General features: G+C 66.3%; 23 protein-coding genes and 3 pseudogenes. 13 read left to right on the top strand and 13 right to left on the bottom strand.

Going from position 1 to position 22,176, the window contains the following annotated elements; translation table 11 throughout:
- The first annotated feature begins 35 nt into the window (after positions 1-35).
- The gene (locus tag P1K32_RS12610) at positions 36-929 is read left to right on the top strand and encodes a glycosyltransferase family 2 protein (protein WP_276250074.1); all 894 of its coding nucleotides are present in this window, start codon (positions 36-38) and stop codon (positions 927-929) included.
- Positions 930-997: 68 nt separating this feature from the next.
- Positions 998-1,663, top strand: coding sequence for an NAD-dependent epimerase/dehydratase family protein (locus tag P1K32_RS12615; protein WP_276250075.1), 666 nt, complete (start codon positions 998-1,000; stop codon positions 1,661-1,663).
- A gap of 90 nt (positions 1,664-1,753) precedes the next feature.
- Here P1K32_RS12615 and tgtA read toward each other — a convergent pair whose 3' ends face one another.
- From tgtA to P1K32_RS12650, 7 genes and pseudogenes are all read right to left on the bottom strand, one after another.
- A complete protein-coding gene (gene tgtA, locus P1K32_RS12620) occupies positions 1,754-3,226 on the bottom strand; it encodes a tRNA guanosine(15) transglycosylase TgtA (RefSeq protein WP_276250076.1) in 1,473 nt (490 codons plus the stop codon).
- 25 nt (positions 3,227-3,251) lie between these two features.
- Positions 3,252-3,701 (bottom strand): type II toxin-antitoxin system VapC family toxin, encoded by a 450-nt coding sequence (locus P1K32_RS12625; RefSeq protein WP_276250077.1) that lies wholly within the window; start codon positions 3,699-3,701, stop codon positions 3,252-3,254.
- Positions 3,698-3,973, bottom strand: coding sequence for a hypothetical protein (locus P1K32_RS12630; protein ID WP_276250078.1), 276 nt, complete (start codon positions 3,971-3,973; stop codon positions 3,698-3,700). Before P1K32_RS12630 ends, P1K32_RS12625 begins: the two co-directional genes overlap by 4 nt.
- Before the next feature lie 41 nt (positions 3,974-4,014).
- Complete coding sequence (locus P1K32_RS12635; RefSeq protein ID WP_276250079.1) at positions 4,015-4,560, bottom strand: NUDIX hydrolase; 546 nt, start codon at positions 4,558-4,560, stop codon at positions 4,015-4,017.
- A gap of 45 nt (positions 4,561-4,605) precedes the next feature.
- Positions 4,606-6,686, bottom strand: a pseudogene (locus P1K32_RS12640) (hypothetical protein).
- A 168-nt stretch (positions 6,687-6,854) separates the two neighbouring features.
- A complete protein-coding gene (gene trmY / locus P1K32_RS12645; protein WP_276250080.1) occupies positions 6,855-7,451 on the bottom strand; it encodes a tRNA (pseudouridine(54)-N(1))-methyltransferase TrmY in 597 nt (198 codons plus the stop codon).
- Positions 7,452-7,491: 40 nt separating this feature from the next.
- The gene (locus P1K32_RS12650; protein WP_276250081.1) at positions 7,492-8,205 is read right to left on the bottom strand and encodes a hypothetical protein; all 714 of its coding nucleotides are present in this window, start codon (positions 8,203-8,205) and stop codon (positions 7,492-7,494) included.
- A gap of 141 nt (positions 8,206-8,346) precedes the next feature.
- Between P1K32_RS12650 and P1K32_RS12655 the strand changes: the two genes are divergently transcribed.
- The gene (locus P1K32_RS12655) at positions 8,347-8,547 is read left to right on the top strand and encodes a hypothetical protein (protein ID WP_276250082.1); all 201 of its coding nucleotides are present in this window, start codon (positions 8,347-8,349) and stop codon (positions 8,545-8,547) included.
- 6 nt (positions 8,548-8,553) lie between these two features.
- Here P1K32_RS12655 and pyrF read toward each other — a convergent pair whose 3' ends face one another.
- Positions 8,554-9,381, bottom strand: a complete 828-nt coding sequence (pyrF, locus tag P1K32_RS12660; protein ID WP_276250083.1) for an orotidine-5'-phosphate decarboxylase — start codon at positions 9,379-9,381, stop codon at positions 8,554-8,556.
- 108 nt (positions 9,382-9,489) lie between these two features.
- Here pyrF and P1K32_RS12665 point away from each other — a divergent pair, with 108 nt between their 5' ends.
- Positions 9,490-9,966: a hypothetical protein gene (locus P1K32_RS12665; protein ID WP_276250084.1), complete on the top strand. Its 477-nt coding sequence runs from the start codon at positions 9,490-9,492 to the stop codon at positions 9,964-9,966.
- On the opposite strand, the gene P1K32_RS12670 is transcribed toward P1K32_RS12665, so the two are convergent.
- Both P1K32_RS12670 and P1K32_RS12675 read right to left on the bottom strand, forming a co-directional pair.
- Positions 9,963-10,310 (bottom strand): DUF7993 family protein, encoded by a 348-nt coding sequence (locus tag P1K32_RS12670; RefSeq protein ID WP_276250085.1) that lies wholly within the window; start codon positions 10,308-10,310, stop codon positions 9,963-9,965. The two genes, P1K32_RS12665 and P1K32_RS12670, sit on opposite strands and share 4 nt — an antisense overlap.
- The gene (locus tag P1K32_RS12675; protein WP_276250086.1) at positions 10,310-10,750 is read right to left on the bottom strand and encodes a DUF2240 family protein; all 441 of its coding nucleotides are present in this window, start codon (positions 10,748-10,750) and stop codon (positions 10,310-10,312) included. The genes P1K32_RS12670 and P1K32_RS12675 overlap by 1 nt, the downstream gene beginning before the upstream one ends.
- Positions 10,751-11,278: 528 nt before the next feature.
- Here P1K32_RS12675 and P1K32_RS12680 point away from each other — a divergent pair.
- Complete coding sequence (locus tag P1K32_RS12680) at positions 11,279-11,650, top strand: 30S ribosomal protein S8e (protein WP_276250087.1); 372 nt, start codon at positions 11,279-11,281, stop codon at positions 11,648-11,650.
- A 74-nt stretch (positions 11,651-11,724) separates the two neighbouring features.
- On the opposite strand, the gene P1K32_RS12685 is transcribed toward P1K32_RS12680, so the two are convergent.
- Entirely contained in the window at positions 11,725-12,723 is a 999-nt protein-coding gene (locus tag P1K32_RS12685; protein ID WP_276250088.1) for a PhoU domain-containing protein, read from the bottom strand.
- A gap of 327 nt (positions 12,724-13,050) precedes the next feature.
- On the opposite strand from P1K32_RS12685, the gene P1K32_RS12690 reads away from it, so the two are divergent.
- The 3 genes and pseudogenes from P1K32_RS12690 (at position 13,051) to P1K32_RS17800 (ending at position 14,585) form a co-directional block, all read left to right on the top strand.
- Positions 13,051-13,302, top strand: a complete 252-nt coding sequence (locus tag P1K32_RS12690; RefSeq protein ID WP_276250089.1) for a hypothetical protein — start codon at positions 13,051-13,053, stop codon at positions 13,300-13,302.
- Positions 13,302-14,165 carry a phosphate ABC transporter ATP-binding protein PstB gene (pstB, locus tag P1K32_RS12695; RefSeq protein ID WP_379691151.1) on the top strand — a complete coding sequence of 288 codons (864 nt, stop codon included), beginning with the start codon at positions 13,302-13,304 and terminating at the stop codon, positions 14,163-14,165. The genes P1K32_RS12690 and pstB overlap by 1 nt, the downstream gene beginning before the upstream one ends.
- Positions 14,166-14,274: 109 nt before the next feature.
- A pseudogene (locus P1K32_RS17800) lies at positions 14,275-14,585 on the top strand (class I SAM-dependent methyltransferase).
- Between the two features lie 199 nt (positions 14,586-14,784).
- On the opposite strand, the gene P1K32_RS12705 reads toward P1K32_RS17800, so the two are convergent.
- Together P1K32_RS12705 and P1K32_RS12710 are read right to left on the bottom strand one after the other, a co-directional pair.
- Positions 14,785-15,630: a TatD family hydrolase gene (locus P1K32_RS12705; protein ID WP_276250091.1), complete on the bottom strand. Its 846-nt coding sequence runs from the start codon at positions 15,628-15,630 to the stop codon at positions 14,785-14,787.
- Between the two features lie 296 nt (positions 15,631-15,926).
- Positions 15,927-16,388, bottom strand: coding sequence for an NYN domain-containing protein (locus P1K32_RS12710; RefSeq protein ID WP_276250092.1), 462 nt, complete (start codon positions 16,386-16,388; stop codon positions 15,927-15,929).
- A 390-nt stretch (positions 16,389-16,778) separates the two neighbouring features.
- Between P1K32_RS12710 and P1K32_RS12715 the strand changes: the two are divergent.
- The 5 genes and pseudogenes from P1K32_RS12715 to gcvPB form a co-directional block, all read left to right on the top strand.
- A pseudogene (locus P1K32_RS12715) lies at positions 16,779-17,402 on the top strand (ABC transporter ATP-binding protein); the annotation flags it as partial.
- 224 nt (positions 17,403-17,626) lie between these two features.
- Positions 17,627-18,712: a glycine cleavage system aminomethyltransferase GcvT gene (gcvT, locus tag P1K32_RS12720; protein WP_276250093.1), complete on the top strand. Its 1,086-nt coding sequence runs from the start codon at positions 17,627-17,629 to the stop codon at positions 18,710-18,712.
- Positions 18,709-19,092 (top strand): glycine cleavage system protein GcvH, encoded by a 384-nt coding sequence (gene gcvH / locus P1K32_RS12725; RefSeq protein WP_276250094.1) that lies wholly within the window; start codon positions 18,709-18,711, stop codon positions 19,090-19,092. The genes gcvT and gcvH overlap by 4 nt, the downstream gene beginning before the upstream one ends.
- Positions 19,093-19,431: 339 nt before the next feature.
- On the top strand, positions 19,432-20,751 hold the full coding sequence (gene gcvPA, locus P1K32_RS12730) for an aminomethyl-transferring glycine dehydrogenase subunit GcvPA (protein WP_276250095.1): 1,320 nt from the start codon (positions 19,432-19,434) through the stop codon (positions 20,749-20,751).
- Positions 20,748-22,175, top strand: a complete 1,428-nt coding sequence (gcvPB, locus tag P1K32_RS12735) for an aminomethyl-transferring glycine dehydrogenase subunit GcvPB (protein ID WP_276250096.1) — start codon at positions 20,748-20,750, stop codon at positions 22,173-22,175. Before gcvPA ends, gcvPB begins: the two co-directional genes overlap by 4 nt.
- Position 22,176 lies beyond the last annotated feature (1 nt).

Raw genomic sequence — 22,176 nt, forward strand, 5'->3', positions numbered from 1 at the left:
AACGACTAACACGTCACTGCCGAGTACCCGCGCGCATGGCGAGTGTCATCCTCCCGACGACACGGTGGACCGACGGCTGTGCCGACGTGCTGGCGTCGCTGTCACCCGACGACGAGCTGTTCGTCGTCGCCGACCACCCCGAGGACCCCGTCTTCGAACAGGCTCCCGGCGAGGCCGAACTGGTCGCGGCCGGCGACCCGGTCGGCTGTTCGGGGAAAGCGAACGCACTCGCCGCCGGGATGGAGCGGGCGAGCCACGACATCGTCGTCTGGACCGACGACGACGTGACTCGTGAGGCGGGCTGGCGCGACCGACTGGTCGCACACGCCCGCGAGGACGGGGCGGCGACGGAGGTGCCGGTGTACGTCGGCGGCGGACTGTGGCGCGTCCTCGAACCCGCCATGGTCCTGTTTGGCTCGCTCGGGCTGGTCTCCGGCGGTCACGTCTGGGGCGGTGGGGTCGCCTTCGACCGGACGGCGCTGGACGAGGCCCAGCTGGTCGCGGAGCTGCGCCAGACGGTCGGCGACGACAGCCTCCTTGGAACCTACGTCGAGGACCCCTGGGTCGACACCGACAATCCGCGTCAGGTGACGGTCGCCGGGTCGCCGGGAGCGGTGCGGGACCGCCTCGCGCGGTTCGCACAGGCGGCGTTTCACTTCGAACCGCTCTCGACGGTCGGGTTACTGGCCGCCTCGGCGCTGTTCGCGGTCTTCTGTCTGGTCGCGCCGCTGTTAGGAGCCCCGGTGACACTCGCCGTCGGGGCGCTCTCGTACCGGGCGGTCGACCTCCAGCGGTCGTCGGTGCTGCTCTCGCCGCTGTCCTTTCTGGTGATACCCCTGGCGCTGGCTGTTGGCCTCGTCGTCCGGACCTTCGAGTGGGGCGGCCGTCGGTATCGCTGGCGAGGGACGTTCGACGTGACCGTCGAGTGAGGTCGGGGTCCAGACGACAGAATTGTTAGCACCAGAGGGCGTTTCTGTCTCTCACCCCAATCTCCCCCATGGAACTGGTAGTGTTCGGCGGCAACGGCTTCATCGGCCGGCGCGTCTGCCGGCGGGCGGTCGAAGACGGCCACGAGGTCCGGAGCATCGCACGCAGCGGACCGCCGGCGTCGGAACTCCGGGGTCCGTGGGCCGACGCGGTGACCTGGCACGCCGCCAACGTGTTCGCGCCGAACGAGTACCGGGACGCCCTCGAGGGCGCGGACGCGGTCGTCCACAGCATCGGCATCGCCGAGGAATCCCCGACCGAGGGCGTCACCTTCGAGCGGGTCAACGGCGACTCGGCCATCATCACGGCGCTGGAGAGCGAGCGGGCCGGTGTCGACCGGTTCGTCTTCGTCTCCTCGGCGTCGACGCCGCCGATGGTTCGGGAGGCGTATCTCACCGCCAAACGACGGGCCGAGACGGCCATCGCCGACCTGGACATGGCGACCACAGTGCTCCGTCCCGGCGCGGTGTACGGCCCGGACCAGCCCCACTTCCCGTCGGTTCTCAATCGGCTGCTGGCGGTGCTGGGCTCGGTCGACCCCGTCGCCGAGCGTCTCGGCGCCGGCCGGCCGCTGGATGTCGAGACCGTGGGCAGTGCCGTCTACGAGACGGCTGTGCGCCTAGACAGCTGGGAATCCCCGCTCGACGCACAGCGCATCGCGGCGCGGGCCAGTTGAGCCAGCCGTCTCTCGACCGTCGCAAACGCAATGTTTGCTCACTTCCGATAAACGCGGTTCATCGGCGTTCGCAAACCCGGGGGGGTTTGCTCACTCCCGCGCGTGGAGGTCCCGAACTCTAACCGAGTCGGGCACCCGAGCCAGCGCCGTTTCGGGCCAGTCGTCGTGGACGAGCGTAAAGGACACCGAGGGGTGTAACTCGACCAGTCGGGCGACGCCGTCGGCGGCGGCCTCACAGGCGGCCCGGTCGGTCCGCTCGGGCACTTCGGCGGTCAGCGGGTAGGTGTCGCCGAGTTCCCGCGGATAGGGACCAAAGGGCGGGCGAACGCCCCAGGTCTCGTCGTAGCGGTCGTTCGACCCGCCTTCGGTCAGCAACACCTCGTCGGCGTCAAGCTCGAAGCGGTCCAGGCGCTCCTGGTGGCGCAGCACCTCGGGACGGCGGGCGCTCTCGGCCGACGTGTAGAAGAAGGCGTCCTTCGAGACGGGGTCGGTCCGCTCCAGTTGTGCGGCGTGGTCGAGCAGTGTCCGGTAGCCGTCGAGCATCGCCGGGTGGCCCCGGGCCCGCGAGTCCACCAGCTCAAGCAGGTTCCCCGAGCGGATTGCCTGGCGGACGGTGCGAATCTCGCCGTAGGTGACCTGGAGGTTGTGCCGCGCCAGCAGGTCCTGGCGGGTGTCGTCGTCCATCCCGCGAAGCTCGACCGGCGTGTGGGACGTACAGACCGGGCAGTGACAGGGGAACTGGTCGAGTTCGTCGAGCAGTTCGGTGCCCCGGACCGTGAGATAGCGGTCGTCGCGGGCGTATAGCGCGTAGGCGGCCGAGTCAAAGAGGTCACAGCCAAGCGCGGCGGCCATCGCGAACATCATCGGGTGGCCGGCGCCGAACAGATGGACCGGGCCGACCTCGCCCAGCCCGCGCTTGCAGGCCGCGACGACGTCGGCGAGGTCCGCGTAGCGATACTCGTTCATGAGGGGGACGACCGCACCGAGCGGGAACACGTCGAGCCCGGTCGTCGTGGCGTGTTCGCCGGCCCGCTCGCGCAGGTCGGAGTACGTCGACCCCTGGACCGGCGCGGAGACGAGCATCTCGCCCGTGTCGGTCGTGGCGGCCCGCTCCAGACGGTCCTGTGTCGTTTCGAGTTCGGACTCGGCGCGCTCGCGGTCGACGTCGGGCGGCGTCGGGATGTCCACCGGCGTCCCGATGTCGCTCCCGATGTCGTACTGGAACTGGAGTATCTCCTCGGTCGTGACGTCGATGTCGCCGTATTCGGCCAGCTGGAACGACCCGGAGTCGGTCATGATAGCGCCGGAGAAATCCAGCAGGTCGTGCAGTCCCTGTTCGAGGGCCGGTTCGCGGAGTTCCTCGGAGCCGTGGAGGATGTAGCTGTTCGTGATGAGAATCTCGGCGCCAAACTCTGACTCGAGTGCCGACGGGTCGACCGTCTGGACGTGGGGGTTGACCACGGGGAGGATGGTCGGCGTCTGGACGGTGACGCCGGCGCGTGGCACTTCCAGTTCGCCCAGGCGGCCCGCAGCGTCGTACTGACGGACCTCGAAGTTGGTCATTGTCCGTCGTGGGTGGGGCCGGCGCCTAAGGGTTGTGTTCCCTGGCCAGGTCGGCCGGGTCGGTCCGGTCGACGAGCCCGTCGAAGTCGTCGTCGAAGCTGAGGACAGTGTCGATGTCGTGTGTTTCGGTAAACGCGACTGTGGTCGCGTCGGTGAAGCTCAGCTGCTGGTCGTCGTAGCGTTCGAAGCTGTCGACGGCAGTCTCGAACACTGCTTTCGAGAGGTTCTGGAGGCGGAACAGTTCGGGAAAGTCACCGGCTCCACGGAGTCGGCGGCCGACTCGCATCGCTTCGGCGTGGCTGTCGGTCCGCGTGAGCGTCAGCGTCACCGTTTCGTCGTAAATGTAGTCCGTGACGTACGGCTGTCCATATCCGCCCTCGAGTATGGCCGATAACGCCGTCACTGCCGTATCGTGTCGGCTTGCACCTCGGTCTGCATGCGCGTAGAACACCCCGGAGTCGACGACGACCGTCATCCGTAGAGGATGTCGTCGATATCTTCTTCGTCGGTCTCGACACCCGAGTCGAAGGTACCATCGAGAAAGGCGTCAATCTCCGCATCGGACGCAGGCACGGTCGATTCTCTAAACGAGTCGACGACTTCCGCACGCGATTCGTAGGCGTCGTCGATGAGCCGAGAGAGCAACTCCTGCTGTGTCACCTTCCTGTCGGCCTCCAGCCGTATCTTGGCCTGTAGCTCCTCGAGGCGGGCCTTGGCCTCGTCGTCGACCTTGACTGCGGTCGTCATAGTAACTCAGTTACTTCCGTTACTGAATAAATGTTCGGAGGTCACCGCTCGAACAGCGCGTAGTACATGATACCGACGGCCGAGCGGCCGTCCCGCAGTTCTCCCTCCCGAACCGACTCCAGCAACTCGTCGAAGGCCGTCGTCTCGACCCGAATCGATTCGTTGAAATCGAGGTCCTGCTCGGCAGTCGGTTCACAGTCCGCAGCGAGGAAGTAGTGGAAGACGGAGTCGGCGTAGCCGTTGGCGGGCTCGGCGGTGTAGAGATGGTCGACTGTCTCGGCCTCGTAGCCGGTTTCTTCGCGGAGTTCGCGGGCGACGGCGTCGCGGGGCTCGTCGTCGCTGTCCTCCACGCTCCCCGCGGGCAGGGCGCGGTTGACCCGCTTGACCGCCTGGCGCCACTCCTCGATGACGACCACCTCGCCCTCGGGGGTCAGCGGCAGGACGACGACGCTGTCACCCTCCCGCAGGAAGTCGAAGTCGGTCTCGGTCCCGTCGGGCAGTGCGACGTCCTCGTGGACGATGTCGAACCCCGGACAGCTGTAGGGGATGTCGGCGGCGAGGGTCTCCCAGGCGAGTTCGTCAGTCATACCGGTTCCTGTGGCCCCAGTAGTAAACTGGTTACCGTCTCTCGCTCAGAGCTTCTCCTGGTCGCGAGCCTGCTGGTTCCGCCGCGTCGCCTGGTCGAGACGCTTCCGGGCGGCCGCCGACAGCGGGTCCGGCAAGTCGCCGCTGGCCTCGGTTATCTTCGTGCTGACCCGTTCGAGACGAGCGGCGACGGTCTCCAGTTGTCGGTCCGCGTTGCCGCGGTCGCCGTCTTCGGCCCGCTGGGCGGCCCGTTCGGCCGCATCGACGACGGCCCCGAGCGCCTGTGCGAGCCCGCCGATAGCGTTCTGCTGTCCGCCGCTGTCGTCATCGTCGTCATCGTCGGTATCACCCTCCTGGAGGTCGGCCACCTGTGTCTGCGTCTCCGCGGCGATATCCGCGACGAACGTCGCGAGCGATGCCTTCCCGGTGTTTGGCGCCCCGAGACCGACCGAGTCGTCGGCGTCGGGGTCGGGGTTGACGCGGACGGCCCCGACCGCGTCGTCGGTGTCCCTGACCTCCGTGGTGTAGGCGCCGCCCTGATGGACGTAGGCCGCGTCGGGGCCGTCAAGCGGCGCGTCGTACAGCCGCCCACCGAAATCGTCCTCGATGGCGAGCCGGTTCAGCTCGCTGTCGGCGTCGGCGGGGTCGAGTTCGAGCTTCCGTGCGTGCTCGCGTGCGACCAGGGGAATCTCCCCGTCGACGCCGGCCGGCGCCTGCACGCCGTCGTCGGTGACTGACACCGATTCGCTGTGGGGGCCGCGCCGGCCCGGTTGACGGTCAGCCGGTGGTCGCCGGCGGGGACGTCCGTGACGGCGGCGACCCCGCCGAAGGTCGGGACTGCCTCGGGGTCGCTCTCCAGCAGTGCGACGCCCTCGAACGCCGAGGACTGCGTGGTCACCCCCTCGCCCTCGGGCGCGTCGTCGTCGGAGACGGCCTCCGAGACGCTCGCGACGACGGTGTTGACGGCCGCCGCCTCGCCGATGGCGTCGTAGCGGTCGGCGAGAGCCGACCGGTGGTTGGGCTCCGAGATGTCCGCCGCGGGGTTCTCGTACCGGGCCTGCCCCCACGGTGCGCCGGTCGTCGAGATATGGCCCGAGACGGCGTCCTCACCGAACTCCGGGACCGCGAACTCGAAGCTCAGCTGCGGGCCGGTGAAATCGGTGATATGCTCTATCTCGGCGGTCGGCGCCAGTTCGTACTCGATGTCGGCGTCCGTTCCGGACCGCTCGGCGTGGTCGAACACCAGCCCAGTCTCGCGGTTCGGGAGTTCCGGCAGCGAGTCGGTGAGCGTCTCGAGCGAGCGCACTGTCAGCGCCTCGGAGACGAGGTCCGAGCGCTCGACCGACGGGAGGTCGTCGTGTTCGTACAGCGGCGCACCCTCGTACTCCGGAACGAGATAGGGGAGCCTGGACCCCTCGTCGCGGGGGAGCCCGTAGGCGAACGGAATCGCCGCGATGTCTTCGACAGTCTCGATGGCGCTGTTGGTGATGTCAGCCAGCCCGCCGCTGTCAGAGACGCGCTGGAACTCCGATTCGGCGTCGTTGAGCGACAGCGCGCTGGAGTGGGAGCCAAGCTCCGTGAGGATTCGCGGCACCGTCCCCGGGTCGGGGTCCAGAAACTCGTTGTTCGGGACCTTTCGCGAGTGGGAGCTCGCGACGTAGAGCTGTGGTTCGTCGGTCTCCGTGTCGACGAAGACGTGCAGGACCTCCCAGTCGTGCCAGTGGAAGTTCGTGGTGAACTGGTCGAACGCGGAGTAGACCCAGAACTGGACGGCGACCAGCGGGGAGTCCTCGTAGCTGACGGCGTTGTAGAACAGCATCGGCGCGGGCGGCTCCGAGCCGGTAAAGGCAGCGTGGTACCCGTCGAGCGCATCGAACCCCGTGACGACGGTCTCGCCGTCCTGTTCGCTGGTGTACGGGCGCGGGTCGGTCGGGAACCACGGCTCGTTTTCGTCGAAGTACAGCGTCGGAGCGAACCGGGTCGCGAGCTCTCTGGCGGCCTCGGGTTCTACCGCCGTCGTCTCGCTGTCCGCACCCGGCGAGAACAGCGGACAGCCGGCGAGTGAGGCCGTGCCGGCGCCGGCGACCGTTCCGAGTACCCGTCGACGACTCAGTCGCTGGTCGGTCACGGCTCACCGACACCTCTGGCCGCGTCGCTCACTGGCGGTCCCACGGCCACCGGGAGGAAGCTGTGACTGCATTCGAGTCTACGCAGGCTACGACATGATAAAGGCGTTCTGGCAGTCACCGGTGCCGGGCTGTAGGTCGGGCGTCGCCGGGATTTGCGTCCGTTCTGCTCAGTACCGCTCGAACCCGTCGGTGTCGAGGTAGTTGTGCGCGACGGTGATGGCGTGGTCGGCGTGGAGCGGCTCCGGCCCCAGCGAGAGCCGCTGTTCGGTGTGGCCCTCGATGGCGGCCGTCTCGGCCTCGCTGAAATCGTGGTGGTCCGAGAGCACGAACACGGGGTCGGCCGGCGGGTCGACGTCGACGACGGGGTCGCCGTCCTCGTGGAGCTGGACGACGGTTCCCTCGCGGGCCACGTCCTCGAGCGTCGCGGCGAAGCCCCGCCGGGTCAGCGAGACGCCGGGCGAGGTCTCGACCGGGACGTGACCGATAGCTTCCTCGCGTTCTTCGAGGGCCTTCCTGACCAGCGCGGCCGTCGACCGCTCGTCGGGGTTGAGCCGCCGGAGCTCGCTCCCGTCGAAGGTGACCGTGTACTCGTCGGCCAGCACGAGGTGGACCCGGACGGCCTCGCGGATGGCGTGAGAGAGAAAGAAGGCGCTGGTGACACACCGACACAGCACGTCCAGCCGGCCGGCGCCGCCGGCGAGGTCGTCGAGCGAGAACTCCGGTGTGGTGGGCGCGTCGTGGCCGATGACGACGAACTGGCGCATACTTCACCGTGTCGCCGGGCCGGGTTAGCCCTGTCGAAGCCTACTCCGGGTCGACGAACTGGCCGTTCTCGACGCCGATGAGGTCCCGGGAGACGGCGGCCTCGATGACGGCGTCGAACTCCTGGGGGTCGATGTCGTAGGCGCTCGTTGCGACTTCGCGTATCTCGGCCTTCTCGACCGGGAACTGTCGGTTCTGGAGGAGCCGCATCACCTTGTTGTACTCGAGTTTCGTCAGCCGCGGCTCCGTGCCGCTCGTGTCGTCCTCGGGGGTCGAACTGTCGTCGCCGGCGTCCTCGCTGGCTGCAGCGGTGGGCTCCGTCGTTTCTTCCCCGCCGCCGATCTGCCCACTGTCGGCCTCAGTGTCCGGTTCGCTATCGCTGTCAGCGTCAGCTCCCGGAGATTCCCACTCCTCGGCCGTAGTGGTCGGTTCCTGCGATTCGGGGTCCCTTCCGTCGTCCGCTCCCGCTTCGAACAGTGAGCCACCGCCATCGTCGCCCGACTCGACACCGCCTTCGGTGTCGGCTGGGTCGGACGCTGCTGCCCGGCCGGTCGTCGTCCCGTCGACGGCTGCCTCCCCTTCGGCCGCGTCCACAACCGCCTCGACGACCGCGCCGAGCTTCCGCCGGCAGGCGCCACAGAGGACGACCGTCGGGCCGTCTTCGCCCGGTTGGAGTTCCTTCGGAACGACGGCGTACTCGGAGAGCGATGCGTCGAAGGCGTCCCCACAGAAGTAACACGAGGCGAAACGGTCCATACCTGCGTGTGTCGCCCGTTCGATATAAACCCTGTCGGGCCAGTTCCGCCCGGTGACGGGTCGCTTTCCGGTGGCCGCGACCGACCGGCCTGGATGTCTGGCCCCGAAGCGTTGAAACGTCCGAGCACGCTACGGACTAGCATGAGTGTCGCAGGCCTCTGTGAAATCTGCCAGCAGCCCGACGTCGAGCACGGCTGTGACCGCTGTGGGCAACTGGTCTGTGAGCGCCACTGGGACCGCCAGCTGGGCGTCTGCATCGAGTGTAGCAGTCAGGTCGGCGGCCGCGGGGGCCAGGACTCGACGGAGAACCTCCCGGACGGCGTCGATACGTTCCGGTTCTAGAGAGCGCTACCGGAACTGATTGAGCTGTTCTTTCAGCTGCTTCGCCGACTTCCCGGCGGCCTCGAAGAACTTCTCGGGCGCGCCGCGGTCCGCTGCTTCCTCTCCGGCGAAGATGATTCCGCGCGAGGAGTTGACGAGCCCGACGCCGTCGGCCAGTCCGTGTTCGACGGCGGCCTCGGCGTCCCCGCCCTGGGCACCGACGCCGGGGACGAGGAAGGGGATGTCGGGGACGAGTTCGCGAATCTCCTCGAGTTCGTCGGGATTGGTCGCGCCGACGACCAGCCCGACGTTCCCGTTGTCGTTCCAGAGGTCGGCCAGGTGGACCACGCGCTCGTACAGTTTCTCCCCCGAGGCCAATTCGAGGTTCTGGAGGTCCGCGCCGCCGGGGTTGGAGGTGCGTCCGAGGACGAAGACGCCCTTCTCCGCTCGCTGGAGGAACGGCTCCAGCGAGTCCCGGCCGAGGAAGGGGTTGACGGTGATAGCGTCGGCCGCCGGCCCGTCCACGTCGTCGAGAACGCTCGCGTACTGGCGGGCGGTGTTGCCGATGTCGCCCCGTTTGGCGTCGAGCAGGACCGGGACGTCCTTCCCGTGTGCGTACGCGATGGTCTCGCGAAGCGCCCGCCAGCCGTCGGCGTCCTCGTAGAACGCGGCGTTGGGTTTGTAGCAGGCGGCGTGCTCGTGGGTCGCGTCGATGATGCGGCGGTTGAACTGCCAGCGGGGCAGGTCGGCGTCGGCCACCGCCTCTGGCAGGCGGTCAGGGTCGGGGTCCAGTCCCACCGAGACCACGCTGTCGGCGGCCGCGATGCGGTCGGCCAACCGGTCGAAAAAGTGCATACCTACCGCGGCGATGGGGACGGATACAAGCGTTTCCCTCTGCCGCCGAGTATCACCGGTGATAATTTGAGGGCGTGGTATTTTATACTGCGTCCGAAAGCTCGCATCATGGACCGTTCCCTCGACGTGGCACACGTCGCGGAGACACTCCCGGACCTGGCTGGAGCGCTGGAGGACTCGCGGCTCAGGCCCCTCGGAGTCGTCGTCGGCTTCGCCATTCTCACCGTCGGTGCACTGCTGTCGATTGCCCCGACGACTGGTCAGTGGGCGTTCTGGTCGAACGCAGTCGCGGCCACGCTGGTGTTCGTGAGCGTGCCGCTGTTCTGCGTCGGGCTCGCCGCCCCGGACCCGCCGAAGGGCTCACGCTTCCACATCGGTGTGAACCTCTCGCGCAAGCAGCGTCAGGCGGTCGCCACCGGCTCGCTGTGTATCACGCTCTCGCCTGTGGTCATGGCGCTTGGCTCGCCGCTCGGGCTCTCGACCGTGGTACTGGCGACGGCTGCGACGCTTGCGTTCGTCGGTGCGTCGCTCGTGCTGACCGGCTTCGTCGCGTGGACGAGCGAGTCACTGACCGGCCCCGCCTAATCGACGGTCGCCGCGACCACGTCGACGAGTGTCTTGACCGCGGCCCCGCTGTGGGCCACGACCACCCGCCCGCCGCCCTCGACAGTCACGTCTTCTCGCTCGCTCTCGAAACTCGTCTGCGTCTCCAGGGCCAGCCGCGCTGTCCGCTCGGTCACGCTGACGGTTCCAAGCACCTCGTCGTCGGCCGCGACGCGGAAGGCGTAGGCGCCCTCGGCCGTCGGCTCGACGTCCGGCTCGGCGTCTTCGACTGACACCGCGCCCAGCGATCCCCGCTCAAGTCCCGTCAGCTCCGACGCAAACAGCTGTCCGATGCGCTTCCCGTCGGTAATACGTCCTTTGACCATCAGATTTCCTCCCGGACTTCGGCGGCGATACCGCCCACGTCGACCCCCTCGCTGCGGGCGTAGACGACCGCCGCGGCGTCTAAGGTCACGCCCAGCTCCGATTGCAATCGGTTGATGCCCGCGACCGCAGTCTGCTTCTCCACCCCTTGCTCGACGACCGTGTCCAGTACCTGCTCGAACGCCGACCGGGACTGCAGTATCTCCTCGCCCGGCTGGAAGCCGTCGGGAATCCTCGTCGCGGTCGCGTCGAAGCCCACGACCAGCGCGTCCTCGTCTCGCTCTAAGAGCCCCTCGCTGGTGGCCACGTCGACGAGCGTCTTAGCCTGGTCCGGCGAGAACCAGTTGCGGTCCAGCGACAGCGCTACGACAAACTCGCTCTCGGCCATCCGGTCGGTTCCCCGCTGACGAAACGGCGCGGCCACGGCCGTCTTCAGACTCATCTAGTACACTGGCGGGTCGGTCCGGGTGTAACGGTTGCGATTGCTAGCAGTGAGTGATGCTGATTTCAATTGTGAGTGTAGGTATGACTACAGCCAGAAAGCCCCGGCCGGTTACACTCCCACGCCTCGCTGCGGTCCTCACTCACTGCGTTCGTTGCGGTCCTTGTGATCTGAAAATCGCCGCTGGCGATTTTCATCATCCCGCAAGAGCGCAGCTCTTGCGAGGACGTCGTCGGGATTCGTGTAACCGGCCGCCCCTTTCAGTCCCACCCAGGCGGTTGACCAACCGGCTACGGGTGGACTGAAAGGGGCGAGTGGCTCCGGGAAGGCGGACGAAGCAAGCACCGAAGGGAGCGGAGCGACCGAGGCGCACAGCGAGTCCCCCGACCGGAGCCACTCGGGGCTTTCTGGCTGTACCGTTCGCTCGCTGTACTGTTTCTTTCGCCTCGTCAGCGGTCGCCTGTACTCCCGACCAGTCCTGTAACTAGCATCGAACGCTTCAAGTAGTCGCTCGGCCACGTACCCGATATGAAAGACCAGGGACGCTCCCCACGCAAGCGGACAGGCGGTCGACGACGGCCGAACCACAAGAAGAAGAAACACGAGCTGGGTCGCCAGCCCACCGAGACCCAGGTCGGCGAGCAGAAACTGAAGGTCCTCGCTGCCCGCGGGAACACGAACAAGGTCCGCGCCGTGACCACGAACGTCGCGAGCGTCGCCGACGGCGCCGAGACCGTCGAAGCGACTATCGAGCAGGTCACCGAGAACCCCTCGAACCCCAACTACGCCCGTCGTAATATCATCACGAAAGGCGCCATCGTCGAGACCAGCGAGGGCCAGGCACGGGTCACGTCCCGACCCGGCCAGGACGGACAGGTCAACGCCGTCCTCGTCGAGTAACGGAGCGGTCTTTTGGCGGTTTTCACGACGCCGTAGCGACCGCTGGGTGAGCGGTGCGAGGAAGAGACTCGTGGTTACGGGCGCGGCGCGGCTTTCTGGAGGGCGCTCTCGGCGATGTTCCCGCCGTAGTCGGCGGTCCGGGAGAGCGAGTCGACGATGCGGCCCAGAATCTGGGCGCTCTCGGGGTCGGCCTTGCGGACCTTGCTGTCGATGTCGCGGGCGGTCTCGTCGACGGCCGGAATCCGGCCCTGGGCGTCGTTGGCTTGCTCGACGGCCGCCTCGTTGTCGTCGGTCAGCAGCGCGTCCATCGCCATCTCTGGGACGACCGTGGCTTCGGACTCCAGCTCGCGCAACAGGTCGGCGGTGTCGCCGCTTATCTCGCCGATTTCCAGTGAGAGACTCGCTATCTTGGTGGCGTGGTCGGCGATGCGTTCGAGCTGGCGGGCGCTGGACTGGTAGTCGAAGACAGTCTCGCGCGGGAAGCCAATCTCGTTTGCGGCCGTGGGGTTCCGGAGGACGGTGCGGAACACCCGCGAGACCATATACCAGAGCCGGTCGACGTCGTCGTCACGCTGCATCACGTTGGCCGCGAGGTCGTCGTCGTCCTCGATGAGCGCCTCGACGGCGTCGGAGAGCATCGTCAGCGAGACCAGTCGCATGCGCGTGATAGCGTTGTGGATCGACAGTTCCGAGGAGTCGAGCAGGTCCTGCAGGACGATGCGGTCGGAGGTCTCCTCGATGACCTCGAGCCCGACCAGGCCCTGCGTCGCGTCCCGGATGATACGGCGCTGTTCGGCCGTGATACGGGTGGCCTCGAGCTGGATGACGTCGAAACCACTGACGTACATCGTCATCACCGCGCGCGTGAGTTTGTGTGAATCGTCCAGCCCATCGATGTCCAGGGCCCCCTCGATGCGGTCCTCGTCGCTTTTCGGTGCGAGCAACAGCAGATCCCTCTCGGCGTGGAACTCGACGACGCTCCCCGCGCTCACGTCGTTCGATGTCGCCCAGTCTTTCGGTAACGACACGGTGTACGTCGAGCCACCCGTCACCTGCACCTTGCGAGTCTCCATGGGCGTTTGTATATGCCCTCTCCGTATAAATCCATCTCTATCTATATATTCGACAACGGTTTAGGGGTGGGGCCGCGTATATCTTCGAGCTGGAGGCTGAGCTGCCCGTTTGTATCGCTCAGCTGTTCGAGACACTCACTTATCAAAGATATTCGCCAAAACGCAAAATCCGGGAAGCTAAAGGGACCGAAACCGCTATTCAGGAATTATACATAATTCATAGTGATATCCGTGTATGCTGTCATCATGGAATTACTACATAGATAATATAGATACTCTAGTCGCTCATAGTAGAGTATTTATTTAGTTCTCGTCTTACTCTTGGTGATGTCTGACTCACTGAACTCTTCTGTCTTCCCTACCGTCCTCGCCAGCGTCTCCACCTTCGTTTTCGGCGTCAGCACGGCCATCTACCTTGAGGAGTACCTGCCGTCGAGTGGCCTTCTCAGAACCGCCACGCGGCTTATGAACGTCAACATCTCGAACCTGGCCGGCGTCGCCACGCTACTCATCGTCCTGCTGTCGATGAACAGCGTCGCGATTCTCGTTCGGAACAAATACCAACAGGAGGCTTACTAATGACAACAGAGAACATGGCGACAGACGACGAGGAGACAGACTCGCTGGTCACGACCGACCCGGGGGCGGGCGGCCTCAGCGAGAACGACGACCGCGGGGCGGCCATGACGGCCGACACTATCATCGAGTCCCGCGACCTCGACGTGTTCTACGGCGAGACACAGGCCCTGCAGAACATCGATCTGGCCATCCCAGAAAACCAGGTCACCGCGATGATAGGCCCGTCAGGCTGTGGGAAATCGACGTTCCTGCGGTGTATTAACCGCATGAACGACCTCATCGATATCTGTCGCGTCGACGGCGAGCTCACGTTCAACGGCAAGAACGTCTACGACGAGGACGTCGACCCCGTCGCGCTCCGTCGGCGTATCGGGATGGTCTTCCAGCATCCCAACCCCTTCCCAAAGAGCATCTACGATAACGTCGCCTACGGGCTCCGTACCCAGGACAAGACCGAGAACATGGACGAGGTCATCGAGGAGTCCCTGAAGAAGGCTGCGCTGTGGGACGAGGTCAAGGACCGTCTCGACAAATCCGCACTCGACCTTTCCGGTGGCCAGCAACAGCGGCTCTGTATCGCCCGCGCCATCGCCGTCGACCCCGAAGTCGTTCTGATGGACGAGCCCGCCTCCGCGCTCGACCCCATCGCCACCTCCCAGATCGAGGACCTCATCGAGGAACTCGCAGCGGAGTACACGGTCGTCATCGTCACCCACAACATGCAACAGGCCGCCCGCATCTCGGATAAGACGGCGGTCTTCCTCACAGGCGGGGAGCTCGTCGAGTTCGACGACACCAACAAAATCTTCGAGAACCCCGAGAGCGACCGCGTCGAGGACTATATCACCGGCAAGTTCGGATAAGCCGTCCCCGGCGGTGGGCTGGCGTCGTCTGTCTGTCCTTTCGGTCCCCGAGCTAATTTATCGTCCCGATTTTACCGGCCCGTATGTCCCTCCGAGAGCGTGATATCGTGTGAGCGTCCGCGACGAGTTCGCTGACGACAGTCGGGACCGGGAGATGAAGCCGAGCACTGGCTGACCGCCAGGAGGGCCCTGTCCCGGATACCGGTCGAACATGGCGAGGCAGTGCTCGTCCTCGGGACGGGGAGCGGGTACGCTGCCAGAGCGCTCTCGGAGGCCACAGCGGTCGGTCGGGCCATCGGGTTCGACGCGGCACCCGGGATGGCACGGGCCGCCAGTACGCGCACGGACGACTCCCACGACAGGATGGTCGAACGGTACCGTGAACTGGGGACGCTTCTCACTGTCGGCGTCGTGCCGTAATTCGCGCCCGGCAGATTCCTGTTCGGGCCGCTGTCCTGCCCTCCACCAGTCGCTCCAGTCGCAGGTCGACGTGTCGCTATCGCTGGCGTCCGCCATCCACAGATATCCTGATTTCCTATAGCGGAATCTGATTTATTTGCCTCGCCGCTCGCGGCCGTGTTCGTTTCGGATATAAACTGAGCGGCCTGGAAAACGCCGATTACCGCGACAGCGTCGCTTCGGTGTCGATTCCGTACACGGCTTTGGGCGTTTCGACGTGTGCGGTCCGTACGGCCTCGTCCTCGCCCTGTTCCAGCAGCCATCGCACCCGGCGAGGGACCGTCTTCGGCCCGAGCACCGCGCCCGGCCGCTCCGGGTCGTCTATGTAATCGGTCTCCATCAGGAACGGTTCGTCTTCCTCGATAGCGAGTTCCAGTTCGTCTTTGTCGGCCAGAACCGACTTGGTCGGTCCCTGCAACCGGCCGCCCGAGTAGTGTTTGACGACCTGCCGGCGGTCAAGCCCCCGTTGCTCGGCCCACTGGGCCACCTGTTCGAAGTCCTCGCCGCCCTCGGTGTGTAGCTGGACGGCGAAGTCGCCGTCGGCGGCCAGCTCGAACGCGTGACACATAACGTCGTTCGAGGCGTCCCAGACGGCGTCGTCGACCTCGTAGTGGGGCCGGCCGGACTTGATAGCCAGCGCCAGGCCGTCGGTGACGTACTCGGCGGCGATGTCGAGCCCCATCCGCATGATATCCCGGGCTTCGTCGGGGGTGTAGCCGTCCTCGACCAGCCGGGAGACGAGCCCTGGATGCACGCCGAGTACCGACCAGGCGCGGCCGGGAAGCACGTCAGTTGCGTCTGCGGCCGCGTCGACCGTGAGGTCGAACACTTCGCGGAACGTCTCTTCGTCTGTGGCTGCTTCGACGAGATGCCACGAGGGCTTGTTGAGCACGAGTAAATGGGTCCCGCCGTGGCCGGCAAAGTCCTCGACGGCCTCAGTGTTGCGACCCTGGACCGGGTCGAGATGGAGGTGGTTGTCCAGCACCGGCGTCTCATCGATGTCCATACCCGGGGTCGGGGTTCCCGAGGCAAAAACGCCACTGCTCTCCGTGTCGCTTCGTCCCGGTTCGCTTCGAGGAACCTCACTCCGTTCGTTCCTCGTCACTGCTCCGCGGTTCGTCCGAGGCTCATTTCGTTCGACTCGGTCTCTCCGCGTCGCTTTCGAGACTTCTCACTGCGTTCGAACTCTCACTACTGCTCTCCGTGTCGCTTTCGAGACCTCCCGTGGTCGGCATCGCTGCTCACAGCTCGCTTTGCTCGCCGTTCGAGGGCTCGGAGACGCCTCCCGTTGGTCGGCGTCTCCTACTCGACATCCGCCGAGAGCGAAAGCCCGTCCTGAGCCGCGTTCTGGAGGGCATCGGACTTCCCGTGTTCGCCCGGCGCGAGCGCCACGGTGCGGACGCCGTTGCGGGCGGCGACCTCCAGTGCGGGCTTGAAGTCGGTGTCCCGGGAGGCGACGACCAGCACGTCGATTCGGTCGCTGGCGACGGCCTCGGTCGCGTCGACGGCCAGACGCACGTCCACGTCGCCGCTGGTGGTTATCACTTCGAAGCCACGCGCTTCACCGGCCTGGATGAGGCCCGGCGAGGCGTTCTCGTCGAGGTAGAGTCGCGTCGCGGCCAGGGGGCCATATGACTCGCCGATGGTTCGGACCTCGTCGAGGTCGACGTCGAACTCGCTGCGCAACACGTTCGGTCCGTCGACGTACAGGCCGACGCGCTCTGTATCGTCGCTGTCGTCGCGAAACCGACTGAGGAGGCTCATACCGCCATCTCACCGACGATTGAATTTAGCTCTGGTGTTTCTGTGCGTGGTGATTCCCTGGGAGTAATAAATCAGATACAGCTATATGGAACGGCTCTGGCTGCCCGAGCCCTGTGGCCACAGGTCGGTCTGTGACCGGACGCGCGGGCAGGTCGATTCCTCGGCCACGACGGCGATGCCGTTCGCCGACCGGTTCGGGCGGTCACGGGACGTTTTTCATGACGGTGTTCCATACGCTGACAGGACTATTCTAATAGACGATTCGTCCAGGCCACCAGTGCGGCTCGTAGGCCACGTCGAACAGGTCGACCACGAGCAAGCGCGCGACCGTCTCGAACGGCTCGCGGCCGTCCCGACCGAACTGGTCGGCGAGGACCTCGCCATCGGCTACCCGACGACGGCCGGATTCTCCTCGACGGGGAGCGGGTGCAGTCGTTCGGCTCGAAGGAACTGGCGCGCGAACTGGGCTTGCTCTCCCAGGAGAACGAGTCGCCGGGCACCAGTACCGTCGAGGACCTCGTCTCCCACGGCCGCTACCCGCACCGGGGCTTCTTCGAGTCGGTCACCGACGAGGACCAGGCGGCCGTCGACCGCGCTATCGACCTGGCCGGCGTCGACCACCTCCGCGACAGCGAGATGAGCACTCTCAGCGGCGGCCAGAAACAGCTCGCCTGGATCGCGATGGTGCTCGCCCAAGAGACCGACGTCCTGTTGCTCGACGAGCCGACGACGTTTCTGGACCTCCACCACCAGCTTCGCGTGCTGTCGGTCGTCCGGACGCTGAACGAGGAGGTGGGCGTGATCGTCGGTATCGTGCTCTACGACATCGGTCAGGCGGCCCGCTTTGCCGACAACCTCATGGCGATGCAAGACGGGTCGCGGTACGACTGGGGACCACCGAACGAGGTCGTGACCGAGCAGCTGCTTGCCGACGTGTTCCGCGTCGACGCCTCGGTCGACAGCGAGAGCCCGACCGGTCCACACATCGCCCCGCAAAGCGCGATAGAGGAGTAAGACGTCTCGACAGCCAGACGAGGCGGTTCGGGTCCACACGCGCCGCCAGCGCACATGGGCTCGCGCTTTTCGCGCCGTACTGACCGCGCTGAGTCGACCGTCCCGCCGAAGCCGGCACGCTGGCGGCCGCGACTCGATTTACTATCGCGCTATACGATTTACGCGCTCGGCCGAAATCACCCCGAAGGCCAACTCGTAAGGTCGCAGGGGGCGACTCACGACCTATGACACTCCGACAGTCCCCGCTTGCGGGGGTGTACGAGGAACCGACGCTCACCGGCTTTGGCGGCTGGGAGATGCCCGTCGAGTTCGACTCGATTCGCACTGAACACAACGCTGTCCGCGAGACGGCCGGGAAGTTCGACGTCTCGCATATGGGTCAGGTGACCGTCTCCGGACCGGACGCGCTCGAACTCACGCAGCGACTGACGACCAACGACGTCGGGGCACTCGACCCCGGCGACGCCCAGTACGCGGCTATCACCGACGAGGACGGTGTCGTGATAGACGACACCGTCGTCTACCGGTTGCCTGCAAAATCCGACGACGACTACCTCTTCATCCCGAACGCGGGCCACGACGGGGAGATGACTGAACGGTGGGTGACTCACCGCGACGAGTGGGGCCTGACGGCGACAGTCACCAACCGGACAGAGGAGTACGCGATGGTCGCGTTGCAGGGTCCCGACTCGGAGTCGCAGCTGTCTGCGGAGACTACACTGGACCTGACGACGGTAGGTCGCTTCGAGGTGGTGAGTACGACCGTAAGCGGCGTCGAGAGTCTGGTCGCAAGGACCGGCTACACCGGCGAGCCGGGATTCGAGATACTCTGTCCGGTAGCCGAGGCCGAGACGGTGTGGACGGCCCTCGACTGCCAGCCCTGTGGGCTCGGTGCGCGGGACACCCTCCGACTGGAGATGGGCTTTCTGCTCTCCGGGGAGGAGTTTCACCCGCGAGACGAACCCCGGACCCCCTACGAGGCCGACATCGGCTGGACGGTCGCGCTGGATACCGATTTCGTCGGCCGGGACGCCCTGGCCGCCCAGGACGGGGACGGTGTCGACGAGAAACTGGTCGGGCTGGAACTGCTGGACCGCGGGGTCCCGCGTCACGGCTACGAGGTCACCGATCCGGACGGTGCGACGCTGGGGCACGTCACCAGCGGGACGATGAGTCCGACTCTGGGCGTGCCTATCGCGTTGACTTACCTACCGACGGCATACGCCGAGCCCGAGCGTTCGGTCGAGGTGGTCATCCGCGGCGAACCGAAGGAAGCACGTACCCGGGCGACGCCATTCATCGACAGATGAGCTTCGACGTACCCGAGGACCTTCGATATCTGGAATCACACGAGTGGGTCAGCACCGACGACGACACCGCGCGGGTCGGTATCACCGACTTCGCACAGGACGAGCTGGGCGACGTGGTGTTCGTGGAACTGCCCGCTGAGAGCGACGAACTGGCGGCCGGCGAGGAGTTCGGCGTCGTGGAGTCCATCAAGGCAGTCTCTGACATCTACGCGCCCGTCTCCGGGACCGTCACTGCGGTCAACGAGGCCCTGTTCGACCAGCCGGAACTGGTCAACGAGGACCCCTTCGACGACGGATGGATGCTCGAGGTCGAGCTTAGCGACGAGAGCGAACTGGCCGAGCTGCTGGACGCCGCGGCCTACCGCGACCAGATCGAGTGAACTCTCGGTTCGGGTAGTACGATTCTCGGTGTTCGACCGAGACTGTGGCTGTGGGAACCTATTTTCACTCGCTCAGCTGTCTGCGCGGAGCCCACTGGAGCCGCTCGACCGTCTCTGAATAGCAGCGAGTAGCAGAAACCGGTTCAGAAGCCCCACGGGCAAGGACTTGCTGAGGACTGGGTTTCCTACGTTCTGACGCGATATACTAGTCAGTGCTATACGAAACGCCCGCGTCGCCGGCGGAGGTAGCGAATCGAGATAATCATATGCGGCCGGCCGCAACTGTGGCACATCAATGTCCGCTCGCTGGATCGCTCGACTGCGGTTGCAACGGCTATCATGACCAGCCCCTACGCCCCACACACCGAGGCGGAGACAGAAGCGATGCTCGAGGCCGTCGGTGTCGACGACATCGAGGCGCTGTTCGACGTGCCCGACGCCGTCGCCTTCGACGGTGCGTTCGGGATTCCCGCCCACGGCGAGCGGGAGGCCCGTCGGGAGGCGGCCAGACTCCTCGGCCGGAACGACGACCTGACGGAGTTTCTCGGCCGGGGTCACTACGCTCACTACGTCCCCAGCGTGGTCGACGACCTGGCGAGCCGCTCGGAGTTTCTGACTTCCTACACGCAGTATCAGCCCGAGGTCGCCCAGGGATTCCTGCAGGCCCTGTTCGAGTACCAGTCGATGCTGGTCGAACTGACGGGCCTGGACGTCGCCAACTGCTCGATGTACGACGAGGCGACGGCGCTGGGCGAGGCGGCCACGCTCTCCCAGCGCGTTCGGTCGGTCTCGGGCGAGACGATTCTGGTGCCCGACCACCTCCGCTCGGGCAAACGCGCCGTGCTGGAGAACTACGCCGACGGCCCCGGGCTCACTGTCGGGTCGTATCCAATGGCCGACGGGCAGGCCGACGTGGACGCACTCGCCGAACTGTGCGACGACGACGTGGCGATGGTGTACGCCGAGACGCCGACGGTCCGGGGGGTAATCGAGGAGCGCCTCGCCGACATCGGCGCCCTCGCCGAGGACCACGACGCGCTGTTCTGTCTCGGCTCGGACCCTGTCGCGCTCGCACTGTTAGAACGGCCCGCGGACGTCGGCGCAGACGTGGTGGTCGGCGACGCCGCGTCGCTGGGCACGGGGACGGCCTACGGCTTCGGGCTGGGGATGTTCGTCACGCGCGAGGAGTACCTGCGGCAGGTCCCCGGGCGCCTCGTCGGTGCGAGCGAGGACAGCGATGGACGACGGGCCTACACGCTGACGTTGCAGACCCGCGAACAGCATATCCGAAAGGAGCGGGCGACCTCGAACATCTGTACGAACCAGGCGTGGGTCGCGCTGCGGGCCGCGATGCACGCGGCGTGGCTCGGTCCCGACGGACTCGTCGACCTCGCCGAGGACTGCGTGACCCGCCCGCGCGACCTCGCCGAGCGGCTCGACGAGGTGGTCGGCGTGCAGTCGCCGGTCCACGACGGACACAACTTCCGGGAGGTCGTCGCACATACCGACCAGCCCGCCCACGCGGTCGTCGAGGACCTCGCGGCGGAAGGGTACGCCGTTCACGAAATCGGCGAACACATGATTCAGGTCGCTGCCACGGAGGTGACCGCCGAGGCCGAAGACGGGCTCATCGGCGCACTCTCGGAGGTGGCCAAATGACGATATATTCGCAAGCCAGTTGGACCGACGAGGACGGCGACCGCTACGAGCCGCTGCTCTCGGAGAAGGCGTCGAAGACGGTCGATATCGAGGACTCGCCGTTGCCCGACGAGCTGACGCGGGACTCGCTCGAACTGCCCGCGCCCGCCGAGCCGGAGCTGGCCCGCCACTACACCCGGCTCTCCCAGATGAACTATGGTGTCGAGAGCGGACCGTTCCCGCTTGGCTCCTGTACGATGAAGTACAACCCTTCCTTCACCGAGGATATCGCGGCCCTGCCGGCAGCCGCCGTCCACCCGGACCGGCCCGACCGCACGGTCCAGGGGACGCTCGGGCTCTCCTACCGGTTGCAGGACTACCTGGGCCGAATCGGCGGGATGGACGCGGTGACGCTCCAGCCGCCCGCGGGCGCCGCCGGGGAGTTCACCGGTATCCAGATTGCCAAGGCCTACCACCAGCACAACGGCGACGACCGCTCGGAGGTCGTCATCCCGGACTCGGCCCACGGGACCAACTTCGCCACGGCGGCGATGGCCGGCTACGACGTCGTGGAACTGCCGAGCGGTGACGACGGCCGCGTCGACATCGAGGCGCTCGAAGCGGCGGTCAGCCAGGAGACGGCGGCGCTCATGCTGACGAACCCCAACACGCTGGGCCTGTTCGAGCGTGACATCGAACGTATCGCGGATATCGTCCACGACGCGGGCGGCTTGCTCTACTACGACGGGGCAAACCTCAACGCCCTGCTGGGGCGGGCCCGGCCCGGCGACATGGGCTTCGACGTGATGCACTACAACGTCCACAAGACGTTCGCGACCCCCCACGGTGGCGGCGGGCCGGGCGCCGGCCCGGTCGGTGTCACTGAGGAGCTGGCACCGTTCCTGCCTGACCCCCACGTCCGACAGAGCGACGGCGGCTACGAGTACTACAGTCCCGACCACTCCATCGGTAAAGTACACGGCTACTACGGCAACTGGCCGGTGCTCGTGAAGGCATTCGCCTACATCACCCGGCTGGGCGACGCCGGGCTCGCGGACGCAAGCGCGAAGGCCGTCCTGAACGCGAACTACCTCGCCGAGCGGATTCCCTACGAGGTGCCCTTCGGTCCCTTCCACCACGAGTTCGTCGCCAGCGCGGGCGAGCAGGACGCCGCGGACGTGGCCAAGGGGATGCTCGACCACGGCGTCCACCCGCCGACGACGAAGTGGCCCGAAATCGTCGACGAGGCGCTGATGACCGAGCCGACGGAGGGCGAGAGCAAGCGCTCGCTGGACCAGCTCGCGGCCGCCTTCGAGGCTGTCCACGCCGAGGACGACGGGACGCTCGCGTCGGCGCCCCGCCGGACCGCCGCGGGCCGTATCGACCAGGTCTCGGCGGCCCGGAACCCGCGGCTGTCGTGGCAGTCACTCGATTCCGACGACTGAT

Origin of the sequence: Haloarcula rara, assembly GCF_029338235.1 — an archaeon.
GTDB lineage: Archaea > Halobacteriota > Halobacteria > Halobacteriales > Haloarculaceae > Haloarcula > Haloarcula rara.